The 22,668-nt window shown below is 62.0% G+C and carries 30 protein-coding genes and 1 pseudogene; 16 read left to right on the top strand and 15 right to left on the bottom strand.

Features of this window, described 5'->3' with window-relative positions; all coding sequences use genetic code 11:
• Positions 1-57: 57 nt before the first annotated feature.
• Positions 58-1,482, top strand: coding sequence for a DUF58 domain-containing protein (locus NO363_RS00500; RefSeq protein WP_256686086.1), 1,425 nt, complete (start codon positions 58-60; stop codon positions 1,480-1,482).
• 59 nt (positions 1,483-1,541) lie between these two features.
• Here NO363_RS00500 and NO363_RS14220 read toward each other — a convergent pair whose 3' ends face one another.
• Together NO363_RS14220 and NO363_RS14185 are read right to left on the bottom strand one after the other, a co-directional pair.
• Positions 1,542-1,907, bottom strand: a complete 366-nt coding sequence (locus NO363_RS14220; protein ID WP_502306395.1) for a toxin-antitoxin system TumE family protein — start codon at positions 1,905-1,907, stop codon at positions 1,542-1,544.
• Between the two features lie 295 nt (positions 1,908-2,202).
• A complete protein-coding gene (locus NO363_RS14185; RefSeq protein ID WP_440939888.1) occupies positions 2,203-2,583 on the bottom strand; it encodes a hypothetical protein in 381 nt (126 codons plus the stop codon).
• Between the two features lie 478 nt (positions 2,584-3,061).
• On the opposite strand from NO363_RS14185, the gene NO363_RS00495 reads away from it, so the two are divergent.
• Positions 3,062-4,261 (top strand): RNA-guided endonuclease InsQ/TnpB family protein, encoded by a 1,200-nt coding sequence (locus NO363_RS00495; protein ID WP_256686084.1) that lies wholly within the window; start codon positions 3,062-3,064, stop codon positions 4,259-4,261.
• On the opposite strand, the gene NO363_RS00490 is transcribed toward NO363_RS00495, so the two are convergent.
• The 3 genes from NO363_RS00490 to NO363_RS00480 all read right to left on the bottom strand — a co-directional run bounded on the left by NO363_RS00490 (position 4,211) and on the right by NO363_RS00480 (position 7,142).
• A protein-coding gene (locus NO363_RS00490) for an IS1595 family transposase (protein WP_256686082.1) occupies positions 4,211-5,094 on the bottom strand; the annotation gives its coding sequence in 2 pieces (ribosomal slippage) (positions 4,211-4,632 and positions 4,632-5,094; 885 coding nt in all). The genes NO363_RS00495 and NO363_RS00490 overlap by 51 nt on opposite strands.
• Positions 5,095-5,365: 271 nt before the next feature.
• The gene (locus tag NO363_RS00485) at positions 5,366-6,517 is read right to left on the bottom strand and encodes an MBL fold metallo-hydrolase (protein WP_256686080.1); all 1,152 of its coding nucleotides are present in this window, start codon (positions 6,515-6,517) and stop codon (positions 5,366-5,368) included.
• Between the two features lie 181 nt (positions 6,518-6,698).
• Entirely contained in the window at positions 6,699-7,142 is a 444-nt protein-coding gene (locus tag NO363_RS00480) for a hypothetical protein (RefSeq protein ID WP_256686078.1), read from the bottom strand.
• 190 nt (positions 7,143-7,332) lie between these two features.
• Here NO363_RS00480 and NO363_RS00475 point away from each other — a divergent pair, with 190 nt between their 5' ends.
• The 5 genes from NO363_RS00475 to NO363_RS00460 all read left to right on the top strand — a co-directional run bounded on the left by NO363_RS00475 (position 7,333) and on the right by NO363_RS00460 (position 10,119).
• Entirely contained in the window at positions 7,333-7,599 is a 267-nt protein-coding gene (locus NO363_RS00475; protein ID WP_370525572.1) for a transcriptional regulator, read from the top strand.
• Positions 7,596-7,859 carry a DUF7521 family protein gene (locus NO363_RS14180; protein WP_440939887.1) on the top strand — a complete coding sequence of 88 codons (264 nt, stop codon included), beginning with the start codon at positions 7,596-7,598 and terminating at the stop codon, positions 7,857-7,859. The genes NO363_RS00475 and NO363_RS14180 overlap by 4 nt, the downstream gene beginning before the upstream one ends.
• 140 nt (positions 7,860-7,999) lie before the next feature.
• Entirely contained in the window at positions 8,000-8,605 is a 606-nt protein-coding gene (locus tag NO363_RS00470; protein ID WP_256686074.1) for a DsbA family protein, read from the top strand.
• A gap of 25 nt (positions 8,606-8,630) precedes the next feature.
• Positions 8,631-9,161: a hypothetical protein gene (locus NO363_RS00465; protein ID WP_256686072.1), complete on the top strand. Its 531-nt coding sequence runs from the start codon at positions 8,631-8,633 to the stop codon at positions 9,159-9,161.
• A 1-nt stretch (position 9,162) separates the two neighbouring features.
• Positions 9,163-10,119: an integral membrane transporter gene (locus NO363_RS00460; RefSeq protein ID WP_256686071.1), complete on the top strand. Its 957-nt coding sequence runs from the start codon at positions 9,163-9,165 to the stop codon at positions 10,117-10,119.
• A 458-nt stretch (positions 10,120-10,577) separates the two neighbouring features.
• Here the strand turns inward: NO363_RS00460 and NO363_RS00455 are convergent.
• The 7 genes and pseudogenes from NO363_RS00455 to NO363_RS00425 form a co-directional block, all read right to left on the bottom strand.
• Positions 10,578-10,733 (bottom strand): annotated as a pseudogene (locus NO363_RS00455) (NAD(P)-binding protein); the annotation flags it as partial.
• On the bottom strand, positions 10,734-11,093 hold the full coding sequence (trxA, locus tag NO363_RS00450; RefSeq protein WP_256686070.1) for a thioredoxin: 360 nt from the start codon (positions 11,091-11,093) through the stop codon (positions 10,734-10,736). It abuts the pseudogene before it with no gap.
• A 143-nt stretch (positions 11,094-11,236) separates the two neighbouring features.
• On the bottom strand, positions 11,237-11,797 hold the full coding sequence (locus NO363_RS00445; RefSeq protein WP_256686068.1) for a class I SAM-dependent methyltransferase: 561 nt from the start codon (positions 11,795-11,797) through the stop codon (positions 11,237-11,239).
• 2 nt (positions 11,798-11,799) lie between these two features.
• Entirely contained in the window at positions 11,800-12,240 is a 441-nt protein-coding gene (locus tag NO363_RS00440; RefSeq protein ID WP_256686067.1) for a DUF302 domain-containing protein, read from the bottom strand.
• Complete coding sequence (locus NO363_RS00435) at positions 12,237-12,422, bottom strand: YdhR family protein (protein ID WP_256686066.1); 186 nt, start codon at positions 12,420-12,422, stop codon at positions 12,237-12,239. Before NO363_RS00435 ends, NO363_RS00440 begins: the two co-directional genes overlap by 4 nt.
• Before the next feature lie 48 nt (positions 12,423-12,470).
• Positions 12,471-13,043: a DsrE/DsrF/DrsH-like family protein gene (locus tag NO363_RS00430; RefSeq protein WP_256686065.1), complete on the bottom strand. Its 573-nt coding sequence runs from the start codon at positions 13,041-13,043 to the stop codon at positions 12,471-12,473.
• A 52-nt stretch (positions 13,044-13,095) separates the two neighbouring features.
• Positions 13,096-13,353: a sulfurtransferase TusA family protein gene (locus NO363_RS00425; protein WP_256686064.1), complete on the bottom strand. Its 258-nt coding sequence runs from the start codon at positions 13,351-13,353 to the stop codon at positions 13,096-13,098.
• A gap of 204 nt (positions 13,354-13,557) precedes the next feature.
• Between NO363_RS00425 and NO363_RS00420 the strand changes: the two genes are divergently transcribed.
• The 8 genes from NO363_RS00420 to NO363_RS00385 all read left to right on the top strand — a co-directional run bounded on the left by NO363_RS00420 (position 13,558) and on the right by NO363_RS00385 (position 19,733).
• Positions 13,558-14,745, top strand: coding sequence for an MBL fold metallo-hydrolase (locus tag NO363_RS00420; RefSeq protein WP_256686062.1), 1,188 nt, complete (start codon positions 13,558-13,560; stop codon positions 14,743-14,745).
• 12 nt (positions 14,746-14,757) lie between these two features.
• Positions 14,758-15,255, top strand: coding sequence for a YeeE/YedE family protein (locus NO363_RS00415; protein WP_370525571.1), 498 nt, complete (start codon positions 14,758-14,760; stop codon positions 15,253-15,255).
• Positions 15,252-15,716 carry a DUF6691 family protein gene (locus NO363_RS00410; protein ID WP_256686060.1) on the top strand — a complete coding sequence of 155 codons (465 nt, stop codon included), beginning with the start codon at positions 15,252-15,254 and terminating at the stop codon, positions 15,714-15,716. Before NO363_RS00415 ends, NO363_RS00410 begins: the two co-directional genes overlap by 4 nt.
• Before the next feature lie 115 nt (positions 15,717-15,831).
• Positions 15,832-16,545, top strand: a complete 714-nt coding sequence (locus tag NO363_RS00405) for a DUF2270 domain-containing protein (RefSeq protein ID WP_256686059.1) — start codon at positions 15,832-15,834, stop codon at positions 16,543-16,545.
• A 97-nt stretch (positions 16,546-16,642) separates the two neighbouring features.
• Entirely contained in the window at positions 16,643-17,047 is a 405-nt protein-coding gene (locus tag NO363_RS00400) for a helix-turn-helix domain-containing protein (RefSeq protein ID WP_256686058.1), read from the top strand.
• A 341-nt stretch (positions 17,048-17,388) separates the two neighbouring features.
• Positions 17,389-17,664, top strand: coding sequence for a DUF8044 family membrane protein (locus tag NO363_RS00395; RefSeq protein WP_256686057.1), 276 nt, complete (start codon positions 17,389-17,391; stop codon positions 17,662-17,664).
• Positions 17,664-18,725, top strand: a complete 1,062-nt coding sequence (locus NO363_RS00390) for a DUF4350 domain-containing protein (RefSeq protein ID WP_256686055.1) — start codon at positions 17,664-17,666, stop codon at positions 18,723-18,725. The genes NO363_RS00395 and NO363_RS00390 overlap by 1 nt, the downstream gene beginning before the upstream one ends.
• Before the next feature lie 6 nt (positions 18,726-18,731).
• Positions 18,732-19,733 (top strand): AAA family ATPase, encoded by a 1,002-nt coding sequence (locus NO363_RS00385; protein WP_256686054.1) that lies wholly within the window; start codon positions 18,732-18,734, stop codon positions 19,731-19,733.
• Here the strand turns inward: NO363_RS00385 and NO363_RS00380 are convergent.
• Positions 19,730-20,641 carry a DUF7982 domain-containing protein gene (locus NO363_RS00380; RefSeq protein ID WP_256686053.1) on the bottom strand — a complete coding sequence of 304 codons (912 nt, stop codon included), beginning with the start codon at positions 20,639-20,641 and terminating at the stop codon, positions 19,730-19,732. The genes NO363_RS00385 and NO363_RS00380 overlap by 4 nt on opposite strands.
• Positions 20,638-21,123 carry a DUF8163 family membrane protein gene (locus NO363_RS00375; protein ID WP_256686052.1) on the bottom strand — a complete coding sequence of 162 codons (486 nt, stop codon included), beginning with the start codon at positions 21,121-21,123 and terminating at the stop codon, positions 20,638-20,640. The genes NO363_RS00380 and NO363_RS00375 overlap by 4 nt, the downstream gene beginning before the upstream one ends.
• A gap of 244 nt (positions 21,124-21,367) precedes the next feature.
• Between NO363_RS00375 and NO363_RS00370 the strand changes: the two genes are divergently transcribed.
• Positions 21,368-21,556, top strand: a complete 189-nt coding sequence (locus NO363_RS00370; protein WP_004051043.1) for a DUF7472 family protein — start codon at positions 21,368-21,370, stop codon at positions 21,554-21,556.
• Here the strand turns inward: NO363_RS00370 and priL are convergent, their stop codons facing one another.
• Complete coding sequence (priL, locus tag NO363_RS00365) at positions 21,557-22,630, bottom strand: DNA primase regulatory subunit PriL (RefSeq protein ID WP_256686051.1); 1,074 nt, start codon at positions 22,628-22,630, stop codon at positions 21,557-21,559. It abuts the gene before it with no gap.
• Between the last annotated feature and the right edge of the window lie 38 nt (positions 22,631-22,668).

Raw genomic sequence — 22,668 nt, 5'->3', positions numbered from 1 at the left:
CGGTACTTGCGATGGCGATGGGGTAAGTTCAACTACCTGGCCGATCGTCCTCGTGGCATGCAGGTCACGCGCCGCTACTGGACGATCGCCGGGACGGGGCTGTTGCTCGCCGTCCTCGCGGTCGCGTTCGCCCGCCCGTCCCTGTTGGTCGGTGCGGCGAGCATCGGCGCGTGGCTGCTCGGCCGCCAGTATCTGTTCGTCCGGGCGCTCTCGGCAACGACCGACACGATGACGGTCGAGCAGTTCCCCGCCCAGGAGCGAGTGGTCGCGGGCACCGAGACGCCGGTCACGCTCGCGGCGTCGCTCGCCCGGCCCGCCCCGCTGGCGATCAATATCGAGATCGGGCTGCCGGTCAGCGCGACGGGGACGGACGCCGAGGGACGCACGCTCACCATCGCACCCGGCGACGAGCGGGCCGACACGACGGTGACGGCCACCTGGGCGGTCGCCGGCTCCTACGACCTGCCTCAGCCGACGTTCACGCTCGAAGACGCCGACGGGCTGTTCGTCGAGCAGCTATCGCGCGGGCCGACGCCGTCGATCGTCGTCGAACCGGAGGGGCCGCGGAACGTCCACGTCGGCGAGGGTGGCGAACAGCTCATGGCAGCGTACGGGCGACGGCAGAGCGGCCGTCAGGACACCGGACTCGATCCGGGCGAACTCCGTGAGTACGTTCCCGGCGACACGGCCGACCGCATCGACTGGAACGCGACCGCACGGCTGAACGAGCCGCACGTCCGCGAGTACGAGGTCGAAACCAACCGGACGACGGCGTTTCTCGTCGATCATCGCACGACGATGGCTGACGGACCGACCGGCGAGACGAAACTCGACTACGCGCGGGAGGTCGCGCTGACGTTCGTCGACAGCGTCGCCGGGTTCGACGAACCGCTCGGCTACTACGCCGTCGGCGACGGCGGCATCACCGATCGCCGTCCACCGACCGCCGGCCGCTACGACGACGTCAAACGCCGACTCCGTGCGCTCGATCCGACCGCCGGGAGCGCCGACGATCGCGACGAGCCCGCCACGCTGCGCCACACCGCCCGCGGGCTCACCGGTCGGAGCGACTTCGAGCAAACGCTCGCCCCGTATCTCGAATCGACGGCAACGTACGTCGAGCGGATCGCGGGCGATCCGCTGTTCGAGACCGCACGGACGAGCCGCTCCGAGCTCTCCGGGACGCTCTGGACGGTGATCTTCACCGACGACAGCAACCGTGCCGAGCTACGCGAGACGGTCAAACTCGCCCGGCGCGGCGACGGTCACGTGCTCGTCTTCCTCACGCCGACGGCGCTGTTCGAGCCGGGCGGGCTCGCCGATCTCGAGGACGCCTACGAGCGCTACCGACGGTTCGAGTCGTTCCGGCGTGATCTCGCCCGTCTCAGGCGCGTCTCCGCGTTCGAGGTCGGCCCGCGCGACCGACTGGATGCCGTGCTCGCGAGCGGGAGTCAGCGCAGCCGTCCGGCGAACGCGCGGTGAACCACCTCGGGACCAGAGTGGTCCGTGTGCGTGTGAACCTGAAATCGACAGACGACAAGCTACGGAGGGTTCGTCCCCGCATTGAGAGGAGGAAACGAGTCCGCATGGTATGCCACTCGCCAGTGCATGAGGACTGCACGAGTGACGAGTCGCTCTGGCGACTGCGTGATACAAGAGTTCTCGACGGTGTTCGGGTCTGAGGGTACATCCGGTGGCGGGTGATAGTGTTCGAGTCCATTCACGCGAACGTAGTCGCCGCCGTGAGGGTGGTTGCCCCAGCGAAGATCCACTCTCTCCGGATCCGTGTAGTGGAATTTGTAGTCATCGCGCGTCGTCCACTGGACGTCGAGTCGTGCGGTCTCTGTGGAGCCGAGACCGTCATCGAAGCTGACTTCGAGCGTATTCGGATCGAGAAAGTCGTCCAATTGCGCGGTCGCGAGTGGCTCCTCGGCGTGAACACGTCACGAATGGCGATCAGCGCTGGTCGGTCGGCCCTCTGAGCGAGTGCGATTCGTCCGCTCCCTTGGTTCCGCCCATCTACTGGATGGGGATGCTTCCGTCGGGCGAGCGTGATCCCTCGTCGACGAAGCGTTCGGCGTTGGCAATCGAGAGCGCGGCGTTGGCGAACGCGAGACTCCGTCAGCTCGTGTACCATCTCCGGATACGCCTCGCGCGGGTATCGCTCTTCTCCGTTCACCACCACTGGCTCGTCACCACACGCTACGTCTTCGTCATTCTTGTAGGGCGAGGTGAAGATCGGCCACGGCGTGATGTCGATAGCAGCGATGACCGGCTCACGGATGCCACCGTTTGCTCTCGCCTGATCAACTTTGTGAGGTACTGCGTTTCTGTGCGTGTATGTGGAATATACCAGGATTGTGTACTGCTGTTTTCTCGAAATTGCTCGCACTGGTCCGCGATGAGGGATGCACAGGAGGTACAACAGACGAGGTGTCGGTCATCGCTCTCGAGCTCGACTGATTCGCCCTCCGTAGTGGCCGTGTTGCTGCAGACGAATCCGAAATTACCAATACTCACCAACCGTGGTCTCCAGACCGAATCCAGTAACGTCTCGACGTTCGCAATCCCTTCAGCCGCCATGGCAGTCTCTACCACTTCGAGTCTCTCCTCATTGATGTCAATTGCGTATACTGGCGCTTCGTCGACGAATCGAGCCCCAAGAAGGGTGAAAATCCGTTGCCACAGCCGACATCGGCCAATGACGTACCCGATCCGAAACCGAGCAGTTCAATCGACTGCTCGGCATCTGGCCAGAGCTGCTTCCACCACTCATGATCGGGTTGACGGGTGCTTTGGAAGCGGTCCATCAAATCAGGCTTCTCTCCCCGATCCGAAGCAAACCTGGAGTCGTGGGGTTATCCAAATGGCAGGCACAAAACCCCGCCCTCAAGGAGCGCAGAAAGTCCGACCGCATGGTCGGACTGGAGGCACGAGTAGGGCGGGGATACGCGCCGTCAGCTGTGTCTCGGTGCTGTGCAACCGCCGGCCACCTGCCGATGACCGGCTGGATATTCCACCGTGTCGTAACGCTTAGTAGTGCTCCTTACCATGGTTATGTATGGCGAATCGGACTGTCACACGGACCTATCGAGCGAAGATTCAAAATCACTCGCAAGTCCGCGACAGTCTCGATGAGCTTGGTTTCGCCGCCGCCAAACTCTGGAACGTCGCCCGCTGGACAGCGGGCCGCGTCTGGGATGCCTGCGGCCAGATTCCCGACGACGGTGTTCTCAAATCCTACCTCAAAGGGGCCGGACGCTACGTGGATTTACACAGTCAATCCAGTCAACGAGTTCTTGAAGAACTCGATGAAGCGTTTACCGGCTGGTATGGCCACCGCGACAACGGGAACGAGAAAGCGAACCCGCCCGGCTACCGCAAACACAACGACGAGCATCCACGCTCGACGGTCACGTTCAAGCAGAAGGGATTCAAGCACGATGCGAAGAACAATCGTCTTCGCCTCTCAAAAGGGCGGAATCTCAAAGATCACCGCTCTGACTTCGTCCTCTGTGAGTACGATGTCATTGGTCCGCAAGGAATCACCGTCGAGAACATCCACCAGGTGCGCGCCGTTCACGAACACGGTGTGTGGCAGTTGCACATCGTCTGTCGCGTCGAAATCGACGTACCCGACGCACCCGGCAACGGAGTTGCCGGGGTTGACCTCGGTATCTGCAATTTCGCCGCCGTCAGCTTCGGTGACGAAGCCCTGTTATACCCCGGTGGCGCGCTCAAAGAAGACGACTACTACTTCGCCAAGAAGCGTGCCGAGTGCGATTCGAGTACGTCGCGCGAAGCGCGACGACTCGACCGAAAGCGTACCGACCGGCGGACGCACTTCTTGCACACGCTCTCGAAAACGATTGTCGAAGAGTGCGCCGACCGCAGCGTCGGAACAATCGTGGTCGGCGACCTCGCGGGAATCCGCAAGGACGACGAGACTGGTAACCCCACTAACTGGGGCACACACGGGAATCTCGACCTGCACGGGTGGGCGTTCGACCGTTTCGAGACAATGCTTGAGTACAAGGGCGAAGCCGTTGGTATCGACGTGCGCCGCAAAGACGAACGTGGTACGTCGAAGTCGTGTTCGGCCTGTGGCCGAACCGACGATAGCCAGCGCGTCGAGCGCGGGTTGTACGTCTGCGATGAGTGCGGGCTGGTTGCGAATGCCGACACGAACGGTGCGGAAAACATCAGGCGCTCATCCCGATACATCGTAACAAAGCAGTTTCTCGAACCAATCGTCCGGTGAATTGAGTTTCAGTCCGAGGAAGCCGAGGTATTTCTGAAGGTGATGCTTCGAGACACCTCTGAACTTCGCCAGCCACTGGCGAAGGAAGCTGTGGCGGTTCTCGCAGGTGTTTGTGTGGGCGTCACCGATCACGTAGGTGTCGGAGTGGGTGACGGCCAAATGGCCGTCCACCCCCTCCTTATCCTCGATGTCGTTGTAGATCGTGTAGCCATCGGTGCAGAGGATCACGCTTCCGTCGCCGTACTCGGCAATATCTTCGTCAGCATCCTGTAGATCTTCACAAACGAGAAACCGAACTCGTCCGTCATCCCGACGGACGAGTGTCAAGACCGGCGGTTTGTCTGACTTGAAGGTTCCGCGTCCTTTTTTGAGAGTCCGCGCTCGCGCGGACTCCCGTTCTCGTCTTCAACTCCTTTCTCACCAGCCGTGACGTAGACCTCGTCGGCTTCACACACGCCGTAGAGATCGAATTCGTCAATCTCACCGCTGACGTCCTGGACTTTGTGGACGAAGTTGAGGACGGCTTCGTAGTCGCGATCGAGGTCTCGAGCGATCTGAGCGGTCGGCTCAGATCGCATCTCCTTGACGATGTAGAACATCTCTTCGAGTTCGAAGCGATGCTGCCAGAAAATCGTCTTCGTGAGGTCGCTGAAGTAGGTCTCGCAGTGCTTGCAGCGGTACTGTTGGGCGTCTTTGTCGGTCGTTCCGCGTTTGACGACGTTGTCATCTCCGCAATGGACACACGTCACCGTCTCGCCGAAGCGGGCGAGACGGAGACGCTCGAAGCATCGCTCACGCGGTGGAAGGAAGACCTGAGCTGACTCCTCGTCCATCGTTGGCCGATGTTTGATCTGCCAGAGGAATTGGCGTTACGATCTATCGAGATGAGCGAACATCAGGCAGAAAAGTACCTCCGAGTCCATCGACGCGGTGGATAGGAGTAACGGCTGGTTGGCACAGCCAGCGGTTCACTTGTTCGACCGTAGCGAGGGCGCTTTCGCCTCGCGAGAACAAGCGCCGAACTGCGAACCCTAATATCCCAACTACGGTCGGGAATCCCCGTCCTCAGCGAACCCCGAAGGGGTGAGCAGGGCGGGGAGGATGTCAAGCTGCACAGTTGTTTGCGCCCGTTTCGAGCATCGTGGCGTTACGGTCACTTTCGACGCGCTCCACGCCTCGATTGATACCGATGACCGACTCGTAGTTGTCAGGCTTCGCAGGAACATTTTCAACCATTCGCTCGACGAACGCCTCCTCATCGAGATCGGCGAGGTCAAGTCGGCTATGGACCTCCTCAAGCGTAGCGCCGACGAGTTCGCCCGGCGAAGCGTTCGCGTAGGTGCCGTCGTTTTCGACTGTGACGTGGCCCGGCAGAACGGTGAGTTCCGTGGGGAGTTCGAGCAGTGTCCCGTGAAGCGTCTCGTACTGCATCCTCGCTCCGTTCTCGGCCCCTTCCTCGCCGAATTCGAGTTCAGTGCGTCCGACCGAATCGAGAAACAGGCTGTCTCCCGTGAGCACGGCCTCATCGCCGACGCGGTAGGCGACCATCTCGGTAGTGTGACCGGGTGCCGCGAGGACTTCGATATCGATGTCGCCCATCGAAAGCGTTTCACCGTCTTTGAGCGCCTCGAAGTCGTAGGCGAGGTCGCGCTTGGTTGCCTGCTCGCCGAGATGATACGGAACGTCGAGTCTGGCTGCGAGGTCGCGCCCGCCGGAAATGTGGTCAGCGTGGACGTGTGTATCGAGGACGTGCGTGATTTCCATCCCGTGCTCGGCGGCAGTAGTAATATACTGATCGGTGTGACGAGTGGGATCGACGACAACAGCTTCTCCAGTGGTTTTCGAGCCGACGAGATAGGAGAGACAGCCCTTCGCGCGGCGCTGGAATTGGATGAGGAGAAGGTCGTCAGTCGCGGTTTCGACTTCCGCAGTTTCGTATAGCTCGTTCCACTCGCGCATCCCTCCAGTTACGACCGAGACGTCCTCAAAGCCGTTGGCGTCGAGCTCGGAGGCGAGTCGTGTCGATGTTGCTCCTTTCCCGCAGATAGTGAGTATCTCGTCGCTGTCCGCCAACTGCTCGACGCGCTCTTTCTGGTCGTCGCTCAGGATTTCCGCCGGGCCGAACTGGAGGTGCTCCGCCCCCGTCACGCGCCACGAGCCGTAACTGTCCTCGGGCCGCGTGTCGATGAGAACGTAGTCGTCAGCGCCCGAATCCTGTTTGTTTGCGAGGCCTCTGGCGGTGATCTTTTCGAACATCGTATACCACCATGTACGGTATTGGGATGGATAAACATTTCTGTTGCATATCACTGTTCCTCGTGCTGGACACTCCATCCATGGGGACCAGCGATGTCGGCGATAGGATAGAGAACCATCAAATACGACGGCATAAGCAGTATCGTTGTCAATAAGCGAGAGCGTTCGCCGCGAGCTATCATCAGGTGGAACTCTCTGATTCGACCGCTCGGCCACAGGATTCACAGTCTTGCTGGTGACGGTAGTAGAGCAGTCCGGCGAAGAGTGCAACCGAAACCGCTCCCAGCAGCGGACGATACGGGTCGAAGTACGTCATCAGCATGGAATTGCTGAACAACGCGAGCAGGAACACGTTGCAGATCGGACAACCGAAGGCGAGAAAGCCTGCGATAGTGCTGCCGAAGGCCAATCGGTCGTCCTTCGAGCGATCGGTCGTCGACTGTTGGGCGACGTATATGCCCGCGAACAACGAGGTAAGGACGAGGAACGTGTAATCGAAGAGGGTTCGTGGAACCATTCGAACGTACAGCGGATTCGGGAGAAGGCCCGTCACGATCCCGAACAGCAGAAACGACCCGATGCTAACCGCTGCGCCCTTGGCAACTGTAGTCCGCGTTGGTGGCATCGACTCGATCGAAGGGTGAGATGACCGTAAAAGCGTGTGACGATTCGCTGGCTCAGCAAAAGAGCCCGTGTATTTAGGGGATCGTCTCGGTAATTCGACCGTGAGTGGGGATACTGATGACGCCGCAATCTTCCGTCTCCTCGACGACCAGTATGCGCGATGTATCCTCACGGCAACGAGTGATGAACCAATGTCAGCAAAAGAACTCGGGGACGCGTGCGATGCATCGCTGTCGACCGTCTACCGACGCGCCGACGAGCTCCAACAGCATGGCCTGCTTGACGAGTATACGAAGGCCGATGAGGATGGACACCATTTCAGCCTGTATCAAGCGACTGTCAAAGATATTAACGTCGAATTCGACGCCGGAACCGTGACCGTCTCCGTTTCGAGGCGGTCCGATCCGGCCGACCGGTTCGCTCACATCTGGGATGGCATTCGGGAGTCGGATCAATGAACGTGATTTTGGTCGGCGGGAAACTTCTCGTCGTTGTCCTCGGGTTGCTCATTGCCTATCAAGGCTATCGAGCATATCAGCGACATCAGAGTCGTCCGATGTTGTTCACGTCGGTCGGCTTCCTGTTTCTCAGTCTCGGGAGTGCGATCGACTGCTCGCTTCTAGCCCAGGTGAACCTCAAATCCCCTCTCTCAGGGTTGATTCAAACCTGTGTATTGACCACTGGAATGATATTTGTCTTGCACTCGATCTATCGTTGACCACAGATTACAAAATGGACGATTCAAAACTCACACGACGGACGGTACTCGGTGGAATCGCTACGGTTGGGATTGGCGGCGGTGTCGTCTATGGGGCTTCCACACTCGGATCTGATACCTCGTCAACCGTCTCAGCCGAGATGCACGCGACGACCGGGACGGGTGCGTTCGACATCGAACTCGGCGGGCGTCCAATTATGGGTGCGCTCGATGCTCCAGTTAGCATCTATTACTGGAGCGAGTATCAGTGTCCGTTCTGTGAGCGCTTCGAAAGCGACACGCTGCCGAAACTCATTGAGAACCACGTCTCCACTGGCGACGTGCGCATGGTCTTTATCGAGTTTCCCTATATCGGGAAGAGTTCGATGACTGCCGCCGTGATGGACCAGTGTGTCTGGCGACAGGTCAAGGGATCGAACCCCGACGCCTACTGGCGGTGGCACTCGGCAGTCTTCGAGGCTCAAGGGAAGGAGAACTCCGGGTGGGCTTCACAGGCAAATCTGCTCGACATCACCCGCGACGTTGAGGGGGTCTCGACCGATGACGTCGAGCAATGTATGAGCCAAAACCGCAATTCAATCGAGAAGAACATCGAGGCAGACAGCCAGCGGGCACGCTCGCTCGGTATCAGCGGCACACCCGGATTCATCGTTTACAATCGCCAGTCCGAAGAGGGTGGCAAAATCGTCGGCGCACAGCCGTACGATCAATTTGAATCCGCCATCGAACAGGTGAACAATTCGTGACGAACCGGCAGTGCAGGAGGTGGGCATGAGCGGCGAACGCCCGATCGGCGCTGACAGCGGCCTCGTGGCGGCGCTGTCGTTCCCGCTGACGACGAACCGCCGGGCGCTCGGTGCGGCGGTGGTTGCGGTCGTGACGTACGTCGCGCTCGTGTTGAGTTCCTTTCCCGAATATTCCGCACAGATGCTCGCCGCCGGCTTCGGCTATCTCGACGAGGCGGTGCTCGCGCTGACGGCGAACACGTACGCGACCATCGGTCCGTTCGGGTTGAGTCTCGTCGTCATGTATGCAGTGCTCACGGCCGTTGCGCTGACGAACGTGGCGACACAGCTCCGGCTACAGGACGTCTCGGGCGTGCGCGACTTGCTCGGCGTCGTGCCGGGCCTGCTCGCCTCGGGCTGTGCGAGTTGCGGGGCGGGTGTGCTCGGCCTGCTGGGCTTCGCCGGCGCGCTTGCCGCGATGCCGTTCGACGGCAATCTTCTCCGACTGGGGGGAATCGTCCTGTTGCTCTTCTTCCTCGCGCGCTCGGGCGACCCGCGCGCCTGTCGGGTGAGTTGAGATGGTCACCATCGATCAGCCGTCGCTACTGGTCGCCGCTTACGCCGCGGGCGTGCTGATGTTCTTCGCGCCGTGTAGCGTCGGCCTCCTGCCCGCGTATCTGACCTACTACTTCACCCACGACGCAGAACCCGACGGCGGAACCACAGTCTCGGAGAATCCACGGGCGGGCGGCGAATCGAGCAGCTTCGCGCGGCAGCTGCTGCTCGCGAACGGCGTCCTGCTCTTCCTCGCCGGGGCGATCCCACTGTTCTACATGGCGACGGCGGGGATCCGTCTGCTGTTGCCCGGTTACGGGATCGTCGTCCCACTGGCGAAACTCGGCACCGGCAGCTACCTCCCGCCGGTGGCGGCGGTGTTCCTCGGCACGGGGCTGTCGGTCGCCGCGACCGGCCGTCGCGGCGCGGTTCGCGGGCTCCGTATCGGCGGGATCGCCACCCTCGGCATCGTCCTGCTGTACCTGCTCGTCGGCGGGGTCGTGCTCGTCGTCGGCCAGTGGGTACGCCCGTATCTCGCGTCGCTCCAACTGCTCGTCGGCCCGTTGCTGGTGGCGCTCGGGGCCGCCTACTACTACGGTATATCACCGTTGCAGGCCATCGAACTCCCCGAGCGCGGTGAGGTGTCCGACTCGGAGTTCTTCACGTTCGGCCTGCTCTACGGCGTCGGGAGTCTCGCCTGCAACCTCCCGGTGTTCCTCGGCGTCGTGCTCTCGTCGTTTTTCACGGGGAGTTTCCTCTCGGGACTGGCGGTCTTCGCCGCCTTCGCCGCCGGGATGGGCACGCTGATGGTCGGGCTGAGCGTCGTCGCCAGTCTCACCGAGGGCTCGCTCTCGCTCGGGCGCTACGCCGCCCCGGTCCGGTCGGTCGGCAGTGCTGCGTTCGTGCTCATCGGACTGTACGTGACGTGGTACACGCTCCGCTCTCTCGGCCATCTATCAGGCGGTGAAATCATTGGATAGTTCAGCACGAACCGACGAGATCATCACCGCTCACAGGAGCGGTCCATCCGGTGCCGGACTACAAGACCTATCACTCCAACTGTTAGTGCTGTCACCAGTATCTGAACAAGACCGCCGCCGACGGCCGCTGTCGCCCCGCTGGCAGCCGTCACCCCACTGGCGACGCTTACGGTGGGAGCCACGATACAGCAGAGACTACCAACACCCGCTAGTCCGAGTACCGACCACCGTGGCCCAGAATTGTCACTAGACATATCGTCCACGTCCGAATGATCCATTTCCTACCAGTTTGCGCGGTTGCGGAATGTATCTTTGGTTGTGCTAATTGAGGAAATATTGGTCTTGACGTCCACTAATCACTGACCTCGGCACAGTAAGCGGTTGCAGCGACCGTTTCAAGACCGGACCGACACAGTAATCGGTATCGTCTACCAATCGCTCTCAGTGCGTCGGAAGGCAAAACTCCTCGTGACGGTCGTGAGCGTCAGCTGACCACCGGGTTCGTCGCCTTCGAGCACTAGCGGTTCGAGGTCGGCACGAGCGGCGTAGACGGCCGCCGAGAGTCCGGCAATACCCGAACCGGCGATGACGAGATCCTGAGTCTTCCTACTCACTCACTCGGTGTACTGCTCAATCAGCGAGCGAAGCTGTTCCTCGGACTGGACGCCGACGACCTTCTCAACCTGCTCGCCCTCGGCGAAGAGGGCGAGCGTCGGGACACCACGGACGCCGTAGGTCTGAGCGAGTTGCTGGTTTTCATCGATGTCGATTTTCGCGACCGCGGCATTAGTCTCAGTTGCGAGCCGATCGACGATCGGTTCGAGCATCTGGCACGGCCCACACCACTCGGCGTGGAAATCCGTGAGTACGACATCGTACTCGGCCGTGACGTCGTCGAACTCGTCCCGGCCCCCGATGGGTATCGGTTCCGTGGGGGTGTCGATACTGGCGTTGGCTGCTGTTTCGGCTGCCATCACTCTCCAATACGGCCCGTTGGTATTTAAGAATTTTGTGAAGACAATACAATACTGTCTACTGGCGAGGATCTGCTGTCTTTCGTCGATCGTTACCCAGTACCGATATAGTAGCAGCCAACGATACCAGGTTGAGAATTCCCTTACTCGATCGTGGCGACCAGCAGGAACGTCTCCGGGCGGCTGAACTGGTGTTCGATACTGAACCCGTGGTCACGGAGGGCATCCGCGGCTGCGTCAGCAGTGTACCGTTCGTCGAGGGGCGGGCCGTTCTCTCCGGTGCCGGTGGCAGTCCAGTCGACGATGACGAGCCGCCCCGCCGGCGTGAACACTCGACGAATCTCCGCGAGCGCGTCGTCGCTCACGAATTCATGGAAGGTCATCGTCGAGAACGCGGCGTCGAGACTTCCGTCCTCGAACGGAAGCTCTTCGACCCCTGTCGTGACGAGTTCGACGTTCTCCGGGACGCCTTTCTCTTCGTAATACTCGTGCATCGCCTCCTGGATATCGACCGCGTACACCCCGCTTACATGGGGTGCGACATCGTCGGTGAAAAACCCGGTCCCGCTGCCGAGGTCGGCGACGATATCCTCCGAGGAGAGTGCGAGTGCCCACAGTAGTTCCTCGGTCGAGAGGAACCGATAGCGTCGTTCCGGCCGCTCTAACTTGTCGGCCCCGTCGGCGTCGAAGGTGTGATAGCCCATCGTTACAGCCTCTCGAACGCTTCGTCGGCGAGTTCGCCGGTGTCAGCGATGATGTCAGCCATTGCCTCGTCGTCCGGAGCCATTCCGACGAGCCGTGCGATCCGCATGATACTCACGTGATACACGGTCTGAACACCGGGTTCTTCCTCCCAGATGACGACGTTACACGGGAACAGGCCACCCAGCCGGTTCTCCGAGGCGTCGAGCGCGCGGTTCGCCACCGAGGGGTTGCACGCACCCAACACGTAGTAGGGGTCGCGGTCGGCGTCAACCTTCTCGTTGAGCAACTCCGACGGTGAGAACTCGGTAGGGATGCCAAAGCCCGCGTCGGTAAACACCTCACGAACGTGTTCGATGGCGTCCTCGTGACTCATCTCTAGCGTGGTTCGCTTCGTGCCGATGTCGTCTTCGTCCAGTTGAGTCGGATCGATGGGGAGCGTCATCCGTGTGGAGTATTGTATGCACCGCGAAAAACTCTTTGGGATTCGTTTCGCTCCTCGTTGAACGGCCAGATTTTCCATCGAAGTTCCGGAAACTCGGCAATCCCTTCGGCGAACTCCGTCATCTCTTCGTCCGAAACCTCGCCAGCGAGTTCGAGATTGACCCAAAGCAGCTGTGCTACCATACTGGAGCTACGGATGCTCGCGCGAAAAATGCCACCGATACGGCCGGTTCAGACGAGGAGCTGAATCTCCGCGTCGGCCATACGCTGGAAGGCCGTCGCCGCGCCGACGCCCACCTCGACGCCGTCGTAGAAGTCGGCTTCATCGTAGTCGAGCAGATCGATTGTCATCTGGCACGCCTGGAGTTCGACACCGCTGTCGAGAGAGGTCTCGATGAGATCCTCGACGCTTGCGACGTCGTTGTCAGCGATGCGCTTTTCCATCATCTTCGCGGTTGCCCGGTCCATGCCCGGCAGCGCGGCGATAGCATTTGGGATGGGCATGTTCGGATTGCCGACCGAACTCAGGCCCAGCTCCTTCGAGTGGTCCTCGTGGAGGATTTCGAGACCCCAGAACGTGTGGAAAATCGTCACGCTCCAGCCGAACGCCGCCGCCGTCGAGGCGAGAATGAGCGGCGGATAGGCCATATCGAGGGTACCCTTCGTGGCAATAATGACCATCTGCTGATCGTCCTCGTCGACCTTGATCTCAGCGAGCTCGGTTTCGAGTTCCTCGATGCGCGCTTCGAGCGCCGTGGCGTCCTCGATCGTCTCGCCAGCGGTCGACTGTGTCTCCGTGCTCATCGCTGGCCACCCATGTCGTGGGCGTTCGAAATCTCGGTGATAATCGTCGTCATCATTCGGTCTTGCGCACGTAGTGTTTGTAGACGTCTTCGCCGTCCTGTTCGCTTTCGATCTGGTCGACCAGCTCGACGCCCGCCGTCGTGTCGGCCCAGCCTTTGATATCGCTCATACTGCCGGAGTCGGTCGCCAGCACTTCGAGGACCTCGTTGGACTGGAGATCGTCGGTCGCCCCTTTGGTCTTGACGACCGGCATCGGACAGTTCTCGCCCTGTACGTCGAGTGTCGTCGCAGCATCGTATTCCGTACTCATGTCCGTCTTGCCTCTGGCGCACAATACAGAACACGACTCTAAAAGTGTTGCGAATGTCATTCAATATCCAAACCCGAGTGTCAAGGATAATCACTTCAAATCCCGGTGTGATGGACTTATAGAGAGATTCCGGCTTCGTAGAGTTGTGGAGTAGACACTATACTATGAAAAGCTTTATTGGACTCAGTTCGATATGGGAGAGTGATGAGCGAACAGGAGTTCCCGGAGCCAGAAGTCGAGGTCGAGTCAATCGAACCCGACCAATTGAAAGAACGCATCGACCGCGGCGAGGAGGTGTTCCTGCTCGATACGCGTGCAACCGAGGAGTTCGAGGAATGGCATATCGACGGACCGAACGTCACCGTCCACAATGTTCCGTACTTCGAATTCCTTCTCGGTGACGTTGACGAGGCGATCTTCGAGGGAATTCCCGACGATAGGGACGTAACTGTTCTCTGTGCGAAGGGCGATTCGAGCGAGTACGTGGCAGGTCTACTGAAAGAGCGCGGCTACGAGGTGAGTCATCTCGCCCGCGGCATGAACGGCTGGGCGGGACTCTACGAATACCACGAGCTCGATACCGACGCCGATGCGACGATTGCCCAGTATCAGCGCCCCTCGTCGGGCTGTCTCGCCTACCTCGTCGTCAGCGGCGACGAAGCCGCAGTCATCGACCCGCTACGGGCATTTGCCGATACGTACCAACAGGACGCGCGCGCACTCGGCGCGGAACTGACCGACGCGCTCGACACGCACGTCCACGCTGACCACATCAGCGGTGTCCGTACTGTCGCCGAGGAGTTCGGGGCGACGCCCACCGTTCCACAACCCGCCGCCGAGCGCGGTATCGAGTACGATAGCGACTACGAGACGGTCGAGAACGGTGACACCATCGCTGTTGGTGAGACCGAGATCGAAGTGCTCCACACGCCCGGCCACACGTCCGGAATGACGTCCTACCGCGTGAACGACGTCCTGTTTGCCGGCGACGGCTTGTTCACCGAGAGCGTTGCTCGTCCCGACCTCGAAGAGGGTGCGGAGGGGGCGGCCGACGCCGCGAGGGAACTCTACGACACCCTCCAGAACACAATTCTCGAACTACCTGACGACACCATCGTTGCACCCGGCCACTTCAGCGACAGCGCAGAGGCCGAAAGCGGCACCTATACTGCACGCCTTGGCGATTTGGAAGCTCGAATGAATGCACTGGGGATGACTCGTGAAGAATTCGTCGAGTTCATTCAGTCTGACATGCCGCCCCGACCCAGCAACTACGAGGAGATCATCGCGACCAATCTCGGCCAGCGCGAGACGACCGACGAGAAGGCCTTCGAACTCGAACAGGGACCGAACAACTGTGCGGCCAGTCAAGACGCGCTCACGAGTGATTGAATGGTCGGAGAGATGGAGTTGACACACTTTGGACAGACGGCACTTGCGGGATTGTTCCCACGTGGCATCAGCCAGTACGCCATCGGCGGCGTCCTGATCGGACTCGGAGTCTCGACCATCTACCTCGGAACGGCGATCACACCGGGTGCGAGCACGTTCTTCGAGTCGACACTATCGTACATCTCGAAGATCCCACGGTTCAACCGGGCGAAATATCTCGTCTCGCGTGACTGGCGGATCGTCTTCACACTGAGTATGGTCGCTGGCGCGACTATCTACGCGCTCACGCTCGGCGGTGGCGGCTGGACGACCGACGTGCAGGCGTGGCGGCTGCTCGCCGGTGGCGTGCTCGTCGGCGTTGGCACCCGACTCGGGAAGGGCTGTACTTCCGGTCACGGGATCAATGGGATCGCGTCGCTGTCGGGAACCTCGTTTGCGAACGTTGCGACGTTCATGCTGACGGCGATCGGAGCCGCACTCTCGATGCAAGCACTGGGGGTGTCGCCATGAGCAGCGAGTCGCGCAGCCCGCTGTTCATGCCGACGATCGTTCTCGGTGGCGCGCTGTTCGGGTTTGGACTCGCCCACAGCGGGATGGCCAAACCCGAGATCGTCCTGGATTTCCTCCAGTTACAAGACTTGGGACTGGTGTTCGTGATGGGCGGTGCAGCGACCGTTACCGGAACCGTCATGACACTTGCGATGCGGTACCTCGACCGTGCGCCGCTCACCGACGAGCAGTACGGAAAGCGCAAGAAGACCTTCGACCGAAGCGTGCTCCTCGGTGGGGTCGTCTTCGGTGTCGGGTGGGGAATCTCAGGCCTCTGTCCCGGTTCCGCGTACGCCAGCCTCGGAATCGGGAATTTCCCCATCCTGATCGGGCTCGCTGGAATGTTCCTTGGCGCATACGCGCAGGGCTACTGGCGATCCTATCGAGAGAGCACCAGTGGAACGGCCACGCCAAGCGATTGAGACACTCGATCTACTCACAGATGACCACAACTGATCACGAGCAACACGCTGACCACGAACGACACGACTGCGACCGGTACGGCGACGACCAGCTGCCACCAACGGAGGAGTGCTTGTGAGCGACGACACCGCCTCGTTCGATCCGACCGGAGAAACCGAGCGCCACATCGGTCGCGGAATGTTCGAAGAAGAGATGGGCCCCGGCTCGTCGATGGCACACCTCTATCGCGGCGAAATCCACCGAATGAAGTTCTGGCGCGAGCGCTTAGATCGCACGACCAACTGGGCGGTCACGATCATGGCGGCGATCCTGACCTGGACGTTCACGAGCGACAACCCCCACTACATCCTCCTCGTCGGCATGGTGATGCTCACGGTCTTCCTCGTGATCGAGGCCCGCCGATACCGTGGCTACGACCTCTGGCGCTCGCGCGTTCGGCTGATGCAGGAGAACGTCTTCGCGAACGCGCTCGATGCCACCAAAGACATCAGCGATCCCCACTGGCGACGCGAGTTGAGCGAAGACTACCGCCAGCCGAAGATCAAGATCAGTTTCGAAGAGGCGCTTGCCCATCGCCTGCGCCGTGTGTACCTTCCACTCATGACCGTCCTGCTCGTCGCGTGGTCGGTCCGGATCACTGCGTTCACGCAGGCAGCCGAGTGGCCCGCGAGCGCCGCTATCGGTGCCATCCCTGGGATCATCGTATCCGGTGTCGTCGTCGCGTTCTTCGTCGTGGCGGCGGTGGTCGCCTGTCGGCCGCGGACGTGGAAGGCGAACGGCGAACTCCGCCTCACGGATGTCGACGTCTGGGGCGACGCCGAACAGTAGCCCGGAGCCGTCGAAGATCGTTCTCAAGCCGGTTGTGTATAGTCGTGCAGGATATGCACAACATCTTTAGCCACTCATCCACTAGGAATATCAAGCAATGCCCGACTCAATGGCGGACTACCTCCGCGCAGACATGGAATGCGAGGGCCTCCTCGAATGTTTCCACGGTCTCACCGATCTCGATCGAGACTGTTTCGAAGTCATCGTCACGGACGAAGCACCGCTGACTATCGATGAAATCGCCGACGAGGTCGACCGCGAGCGCTCGACGGTGTATCGATCGATTCAGCGGCTTCGCCAGGCGGGATTCGTCCAGAAAGAACAGATCAACTACGACCAGGGTGGCTACTACCACGTCTTCTCGCCGACTGATCCCGATGTCGTCGCAGACGATATGCAGCAGATGTTGAATGACTGGTATGCGAAAATGGGCCAACTCATCGGGGAGTTCCGAACGAAATACGATACCTCCGACCAGCCAGCCGCAGCTGCCGAAAGCTAACTGTCCGGTCCAATTTGAACGCGGAAACACCTGTTCTCTGGAGGTATTATCTCAGCTACTGGTAACATTCACGAAACTATGTGGTTCAGGGTTCTACTCGCGTCCGAAAAATCACTTCCGAATCTCTGATATATGACTTTAGAAAATTCCTATATTCCCGAAGTATGATTGCTTATGTTCAAATACGATAAAATCAGTTTTACAGACTCTCGATAATATGGTCCCGAGAGGATCTCGTTTGTGAACTGTCCCCGAAACGAGTGGCAGGTGAGTGAGCGAGATCGCTACAGCGACGCGGGGAGACCTGCGCGTTTTTAGTGGTGGGCACACATCGAGAGCGTATGGCGACCCGTCGACGGCAACGGTTCATCTACGCGCAGACGGCCTGGATGCTCGCGGCCGTCGTCGGGTTATCACTGCTCGGGGCGCTCTCGCTGGAGCTGTTCTTCGTCGTCTCGCTCATCGGCTTCCTGATCGTCGTCGAGCTCACGGCACCGTTCTCGGTGACACCCGAATGGCGCTCGCGACTGCGATGGATCGTCCTGGTCGGGCTGACCGGCTTCGCCTACATCGTCGTCCGCCGGGTGCTCGCGATCCTGCCGGAAGGAGTGCTCTGATGGGGCTACGGGACCGTCTCGACGTCGGCTATCCACAGCTCGTGCTCGTGGCGCTCACCGTCGTCACAGTCGTCGGACTCGTGCTCGCGGCGAGCACGTCGAGCGTCGCGTTCGGCTCGTACAACGATGCGTGGGACGGAGCCTCCGAACTCCGCGAGCAGGCTCAGGCTGCGGGTGCCGACAGCGAGATCGTTCGAGATACGGACCGCTACGCGAACAGCTCGCCCGAAGGAACGATCGCGGTCGTCCTCTCACCCGAAAGTGGCTACGGGCCGCGCGAGACGGATCGCCTCCGCACGTTCGTCCGCAACGGAGGCACGCTGTTGGTAGCCGAGGACTTCGGTCAGCACGCGAACCCCCTCCTGGAGGCGGTCGGCGCGCAAGCGCGCGTGCCCGGCCAATTGTTGCGCGACGAGCAGTACAACTATCAGTCGACGGCGCTGCCGATCGCCCGTAACGTCTCGAACGCGTCGCTGCTGACCGGCGTCGACGGACTCACGCTCAATCACGGCTCGCCCGTCAGTCCAAATGGCGCGACGGTGCTCGCGAGCACGTCGGACGTGGCGTACGTCGACAGCGATCGTGACGGCGAACTCGGCGATGGCGAGGAAATCGGTACGAAACCGGTCGCGACGAGCGAGGCGGTCGGCGACGGACGCGTGCTCGTCGTCGGCGATCCGAGCCTGTTCATCAACGCGATGGTCAAGCGGTCGGGCAATCAGGCGTTCGTCCGGTCGGTGTTCGGCGCTCACGAGCGCGTGCTGCTGGATTACTCGCATGCGGGCGGTCTGCCGCCGCTGTCGGTCGCGCTGTTGGTCGTCAGGGACGCCCCGCTGCTCCAGATCCTGCTCGGAGCGCTCGGGATCGGTGCCATCGCGTTGTTCGTGCGCCGCCCGGGCATCGTTGGGCGGCTCACCGATCGCGTCGGCCGCACCGAGGAGTCGTCGCTGACCGCACGGCCCGAGGCGCTGGCAGCGTTCGTTCGCGAGCGCCACCCCGACTGGGACGACGAGCGGACCGAGCGCGTCATACAAGGGATTATGGCCCGTCGGGATGAGTAACGGACGATGACTGCCCCCGAGGAGCTCTACGAGACGCTGAGCGCGGAGATCGACGCGGTGCTCATCGGCAAGGAAGAGCTGGTCGAGGGGCTGACGATCGCCGCGCTGACCCGAGGCCACGTGCTGCTCGAAGGCGTTCCCGGTGTGGCGAAGACGACGCTCGCACGGCTGTTCGCCCGCGCGAGCGGGCTCGAACACACCCGCGTCCAGATGACCCCCGACGTGCTGCCCGCGGACGTCACCGGCACGCACGTCTACCGCGAGCCGACCGGCGAGTTCGAGCTCCAGCGCGGGCCGGTGTTCGCGAACCTCGTGATCGCCGACGAGATCAATCGGGCGACGCCGAAAACTCAGAGCGCGCTGCTGGAGGCGATGCAGGAACGACAGGTCACGATCGGCGGCGAGACGCTCTCGCTGCCGGAGCCGTTCATGCTCGTCGCGACCCAGAACCCCATCGAGATGGAGGGCACCTTCGAGCTGCCGGAGGCCCAGCGCGATCGCTTCCAGCTCAAGCTCACGGCCGACCTGCCCGATCGCGACGAAGGCCGGCGACTGCTCGACCGCTTCGACGACGATCCCGATCTCGATCCCGGGGCGATCGAGCGCGTTGCCACCGCCGACGAACTGCTCGACGCACGCGCGGCCGTCACCGAGGTGTACGTCGACGATTCCGTGAAGGAGTACGTGCTCGATATCGTGGCTGCGACCCGCGAAAATCCGAACGTCGAGTACGGCGCGTCGCCGCGGGCCACGCTCGCCTTCCTCGACGCGGCGAAAGCCCGTGCGGCCATCAACGGTCGCGACTACGTCATCCCGGACGACGTGAAGGCGCTGCTCGAACCGGTGCTCGTCCATCGGCTGGTGTTGAGCACCGACGCATCACTCGGCGACGTCTCGGCCGCGGACGTGCTGGCGGAGATCGAGAGCGGCGTCGAGCCACCGGGCGGCGATCAGGCTCCGGCGACGCGGGCGGCGGTCCACGATGGCGGCTCACCCGACGACCGTTAGGAGTTGTCCCACGAACACGTCATGAGGAAGTCGGCACGGTCGCCGTCGGCCGACGTCGTTTCGACAGCCACCGCACGTTCTAACCCGGCCGCGAACCCGACGCCGAGAAACGACGCCACGGGATGGTCGATCCGGTCGATCGCGCCGTAGGCGCTGCCGTCGATGGCGACGGTGACCTGCCCCGCTTCGTCGTAGTCGGGCGTCGCGCTCCGTGCTAACTCGAACTGTTCGACGAGCCCGTCGGCGAGCTGTGCGGCGAGCGCGTCCGGTTCGTCGGCGAGCGAACCCGACAGCGTGCGGCGGAACTCGGCGAACAGCGGGCCGCCGCTCGGATGGAGGGCAACGCCACGCTCGGCCTCGTCGTCGGCAAGCACGAACATCGAATCGAGCGCCGACGGCGAAGGGAGATCGTACTCCGATTGCTGGGGGACGAACAGCCGGATCGAGACGCCGTTCGGCATGTCGGGCCCGGGGAGATAGAGCCGCTCGTCCTGGAGTCCGAGTTCGGCCACGAGCGCCGCCTCGGTCGCCGCGAGCGAGCCGTAGATCCCCTCTCCGACCGACGCCGAGATGAACTGTTCGGGGGTGAGATAGCGGGTCAGCGCGGCCGCGAACAGACCGGTGCCGCCGAGCGCGAAGAGCACGGTTCGAGAATCGGGCAGAGCCACACCGCCGAGCGTCGCGAGCAGGCCGACCGCAGCCAGCGCGAGCGCCGTCCGTCGGTACTGCGTCCGGCGCGCCCGGGCGTACTCCTCGCGGAGGCGCTGGTTTTCCTCCCGAAGCACGTCGATCTGCGCGGCGAGTTCGGCGCTTTCGGTCGATCGCTCGTCTCCCGGTTCGATCGGTTCCGCGTCGGTCGCCTCCTCGTCCGCGTCGGCGGGTCGGTCACGTGGTTCGCTCTCGCTCATGCGGTCTCCACCAACCCCAACGTCACGCGTTCGTAGCGGTGGATCCCGTAGGCGAGGAAGGCGGTGGCGACGACGAGCGCGCCCGCGGCGAGCCAGACCGCCTGACTCGATCGGAGGGTGAGCCAGCCGGTCGCCCCGACCGCGAGTCCGGCCAGCAGCGACGCGACGAGCAGCCGTCCCGGATCGTGATGGTCGACGGCAGGGCTGCAAAGCACTCCGAGCAGGCCGATCTCGGCGATCACGAGAATCGCGAGCGCACCGCCAGGCGGGACGAGCGCGACGAGGACGACCTGCCCGAGCGCGAAGGCCGCCGTCGTCGAGGCGAACAAGAGGGTACCGCCGACGGCGACGATCACGAGAACCGCCAGCGGGCCGATCGCTACGCCGACCGCGAGCGTCGCGACGAGCGTGCCGAACACGGCAAGCGCTCTGGCGAGGCGGGAGGCGGGCGCAGCGTTCGGTTCGTCGGTGGAGACACTCATGATGAAATCGAGGACGCCATCGGGACTAGAAACCGCCGTTCATAGGGAGGAATCGCCACAGGACGGTTTATCTTTTATCCTTCATCGCGCTGTCGAAACGGTCCCTCCTCGGTGTCGCTTCGGTGTTCGTCCGTTCGTGTCGGTGATGCTCGCTCGAAGAGTCGTTGGAGGCGGTCGAAGGGAGCGATGCACACGGCCGTGCGGGCTTCGAAGCGCTTTTCTCGCGGCCGGCGAAGGAACTGGTATGGAACGGGAGACGTTCGTCGAAGCCGCGGTCTCCATCGCAGCCGTCGTGCTGTTTCTCGTCGCTATCGTGGCCGTAGGTCTCCTCTATCCGAACCTCTCCGGTGTGGGACCGCTCGCGCTCATCGGCTCGATCGTCTTCTTCGTCGTCGTGATGAGCGCGGCGGGCTACTGGCTCGCCGGCCAGTGATCAGGCGTCAGCATCGGCTTCGTTCTCGCCCTCGTCGTCGCGCCAGTCGGTGAGTTCCTCGTCGGCGTCGTCGAGCGCCTGTTCGTAGTACGCCATCGGGTGCGAAATCGTCTCGCAGCGATCGTCCATGTTGACACAGTCGCCGTAGGACTGCATCGTCGCACACGACGGCGGCGAGTATTCCGTCGGGCTGGTCTCGCCGCGGATATGGTCGGTCTGGTAACGGGTCATTTCCTCGCCGAAGCCGGGATTCACCATGTAGAGATCGATGATCTCGTCGGTGCTCATCCCGATCGAGGCGAGAAACGAGGTGATGGCGAACCGGGAGTGATGAGGGAGATGCTCGCCCTTCTGGACCGAATCGAGCAGCGCCTTCATGCAGGGCGGGAACCGGTCGGGCACGACGGTGTCGATCTCGCGCGTGAGATCGAGTTCGGCGAGACGTTCCCGGATCTCCGCGACGGTCGATTTGAGCGCATCGGCGATCCCGTCCGGAACGGAAAGCGGCAATCCCTCCGCGACGCGCCGCTCGATCGCCTTCCGGAGGAGTTCGGCGAGATCGGTCGCCGAGATGGAGACCTCCCCGTCCGAGAGTGCGCGGTTGACGAGTCGCCACTCCTCGCCGCGCATGTCGGCCGCCAGCGGGAGATAGGCCCCGACGGCGACGCGGTAGCCGTCGCCGTCGGCGTGGACGTCCGTGGCGAGATCGAACTCTGTGAGGAGCTCCTCGCTGGTCAGTCGTTCGGTACGGGCGCTTTTCAACTCGCGGCGGTTCTCGGCGTCGGCAAGGCGGTCGTGAGCCGTCGCGGCCTCGGCACGGGCGTATTTCCGCGTGAGGACGTGTTCGTCGACGAGCGAGACGAGCACGCGCGCGAGCGGGTAGGAGAGCAGTTCGACGCGCGTGTCACGGCTGGGTTCGCCGACGGTGCCATCGTCGAGCGCGCGTTCGACCCGTTCGCTCGCGCGCTCGCGCACCCGCTCGTCGGCGGCGAGCGACTGGAGATCGAACTCCGCGTTCCCGACGGCACGGCGCGCATCGTCGAGGAACGGGTAGCGAGCGTGACGGCGCTCCATTCGGCGTGCCTACTGGAGCCGGTCGAATAAACCCGGTG

The organism is Halococcus qingdaonensis (assembly GCF_024508235.1).
Lineage (GTDB): Archaea > Halobacteriota > Halobacteria > Halobacteriales > Halococcaceae > Halococcus > Halococcus qingdaonensis.
The sequence above is the reverse complement of the archived record's forward strand: the minus strand, read 5'-3'. Positions and strand labels throughout refer to the sequence as shown.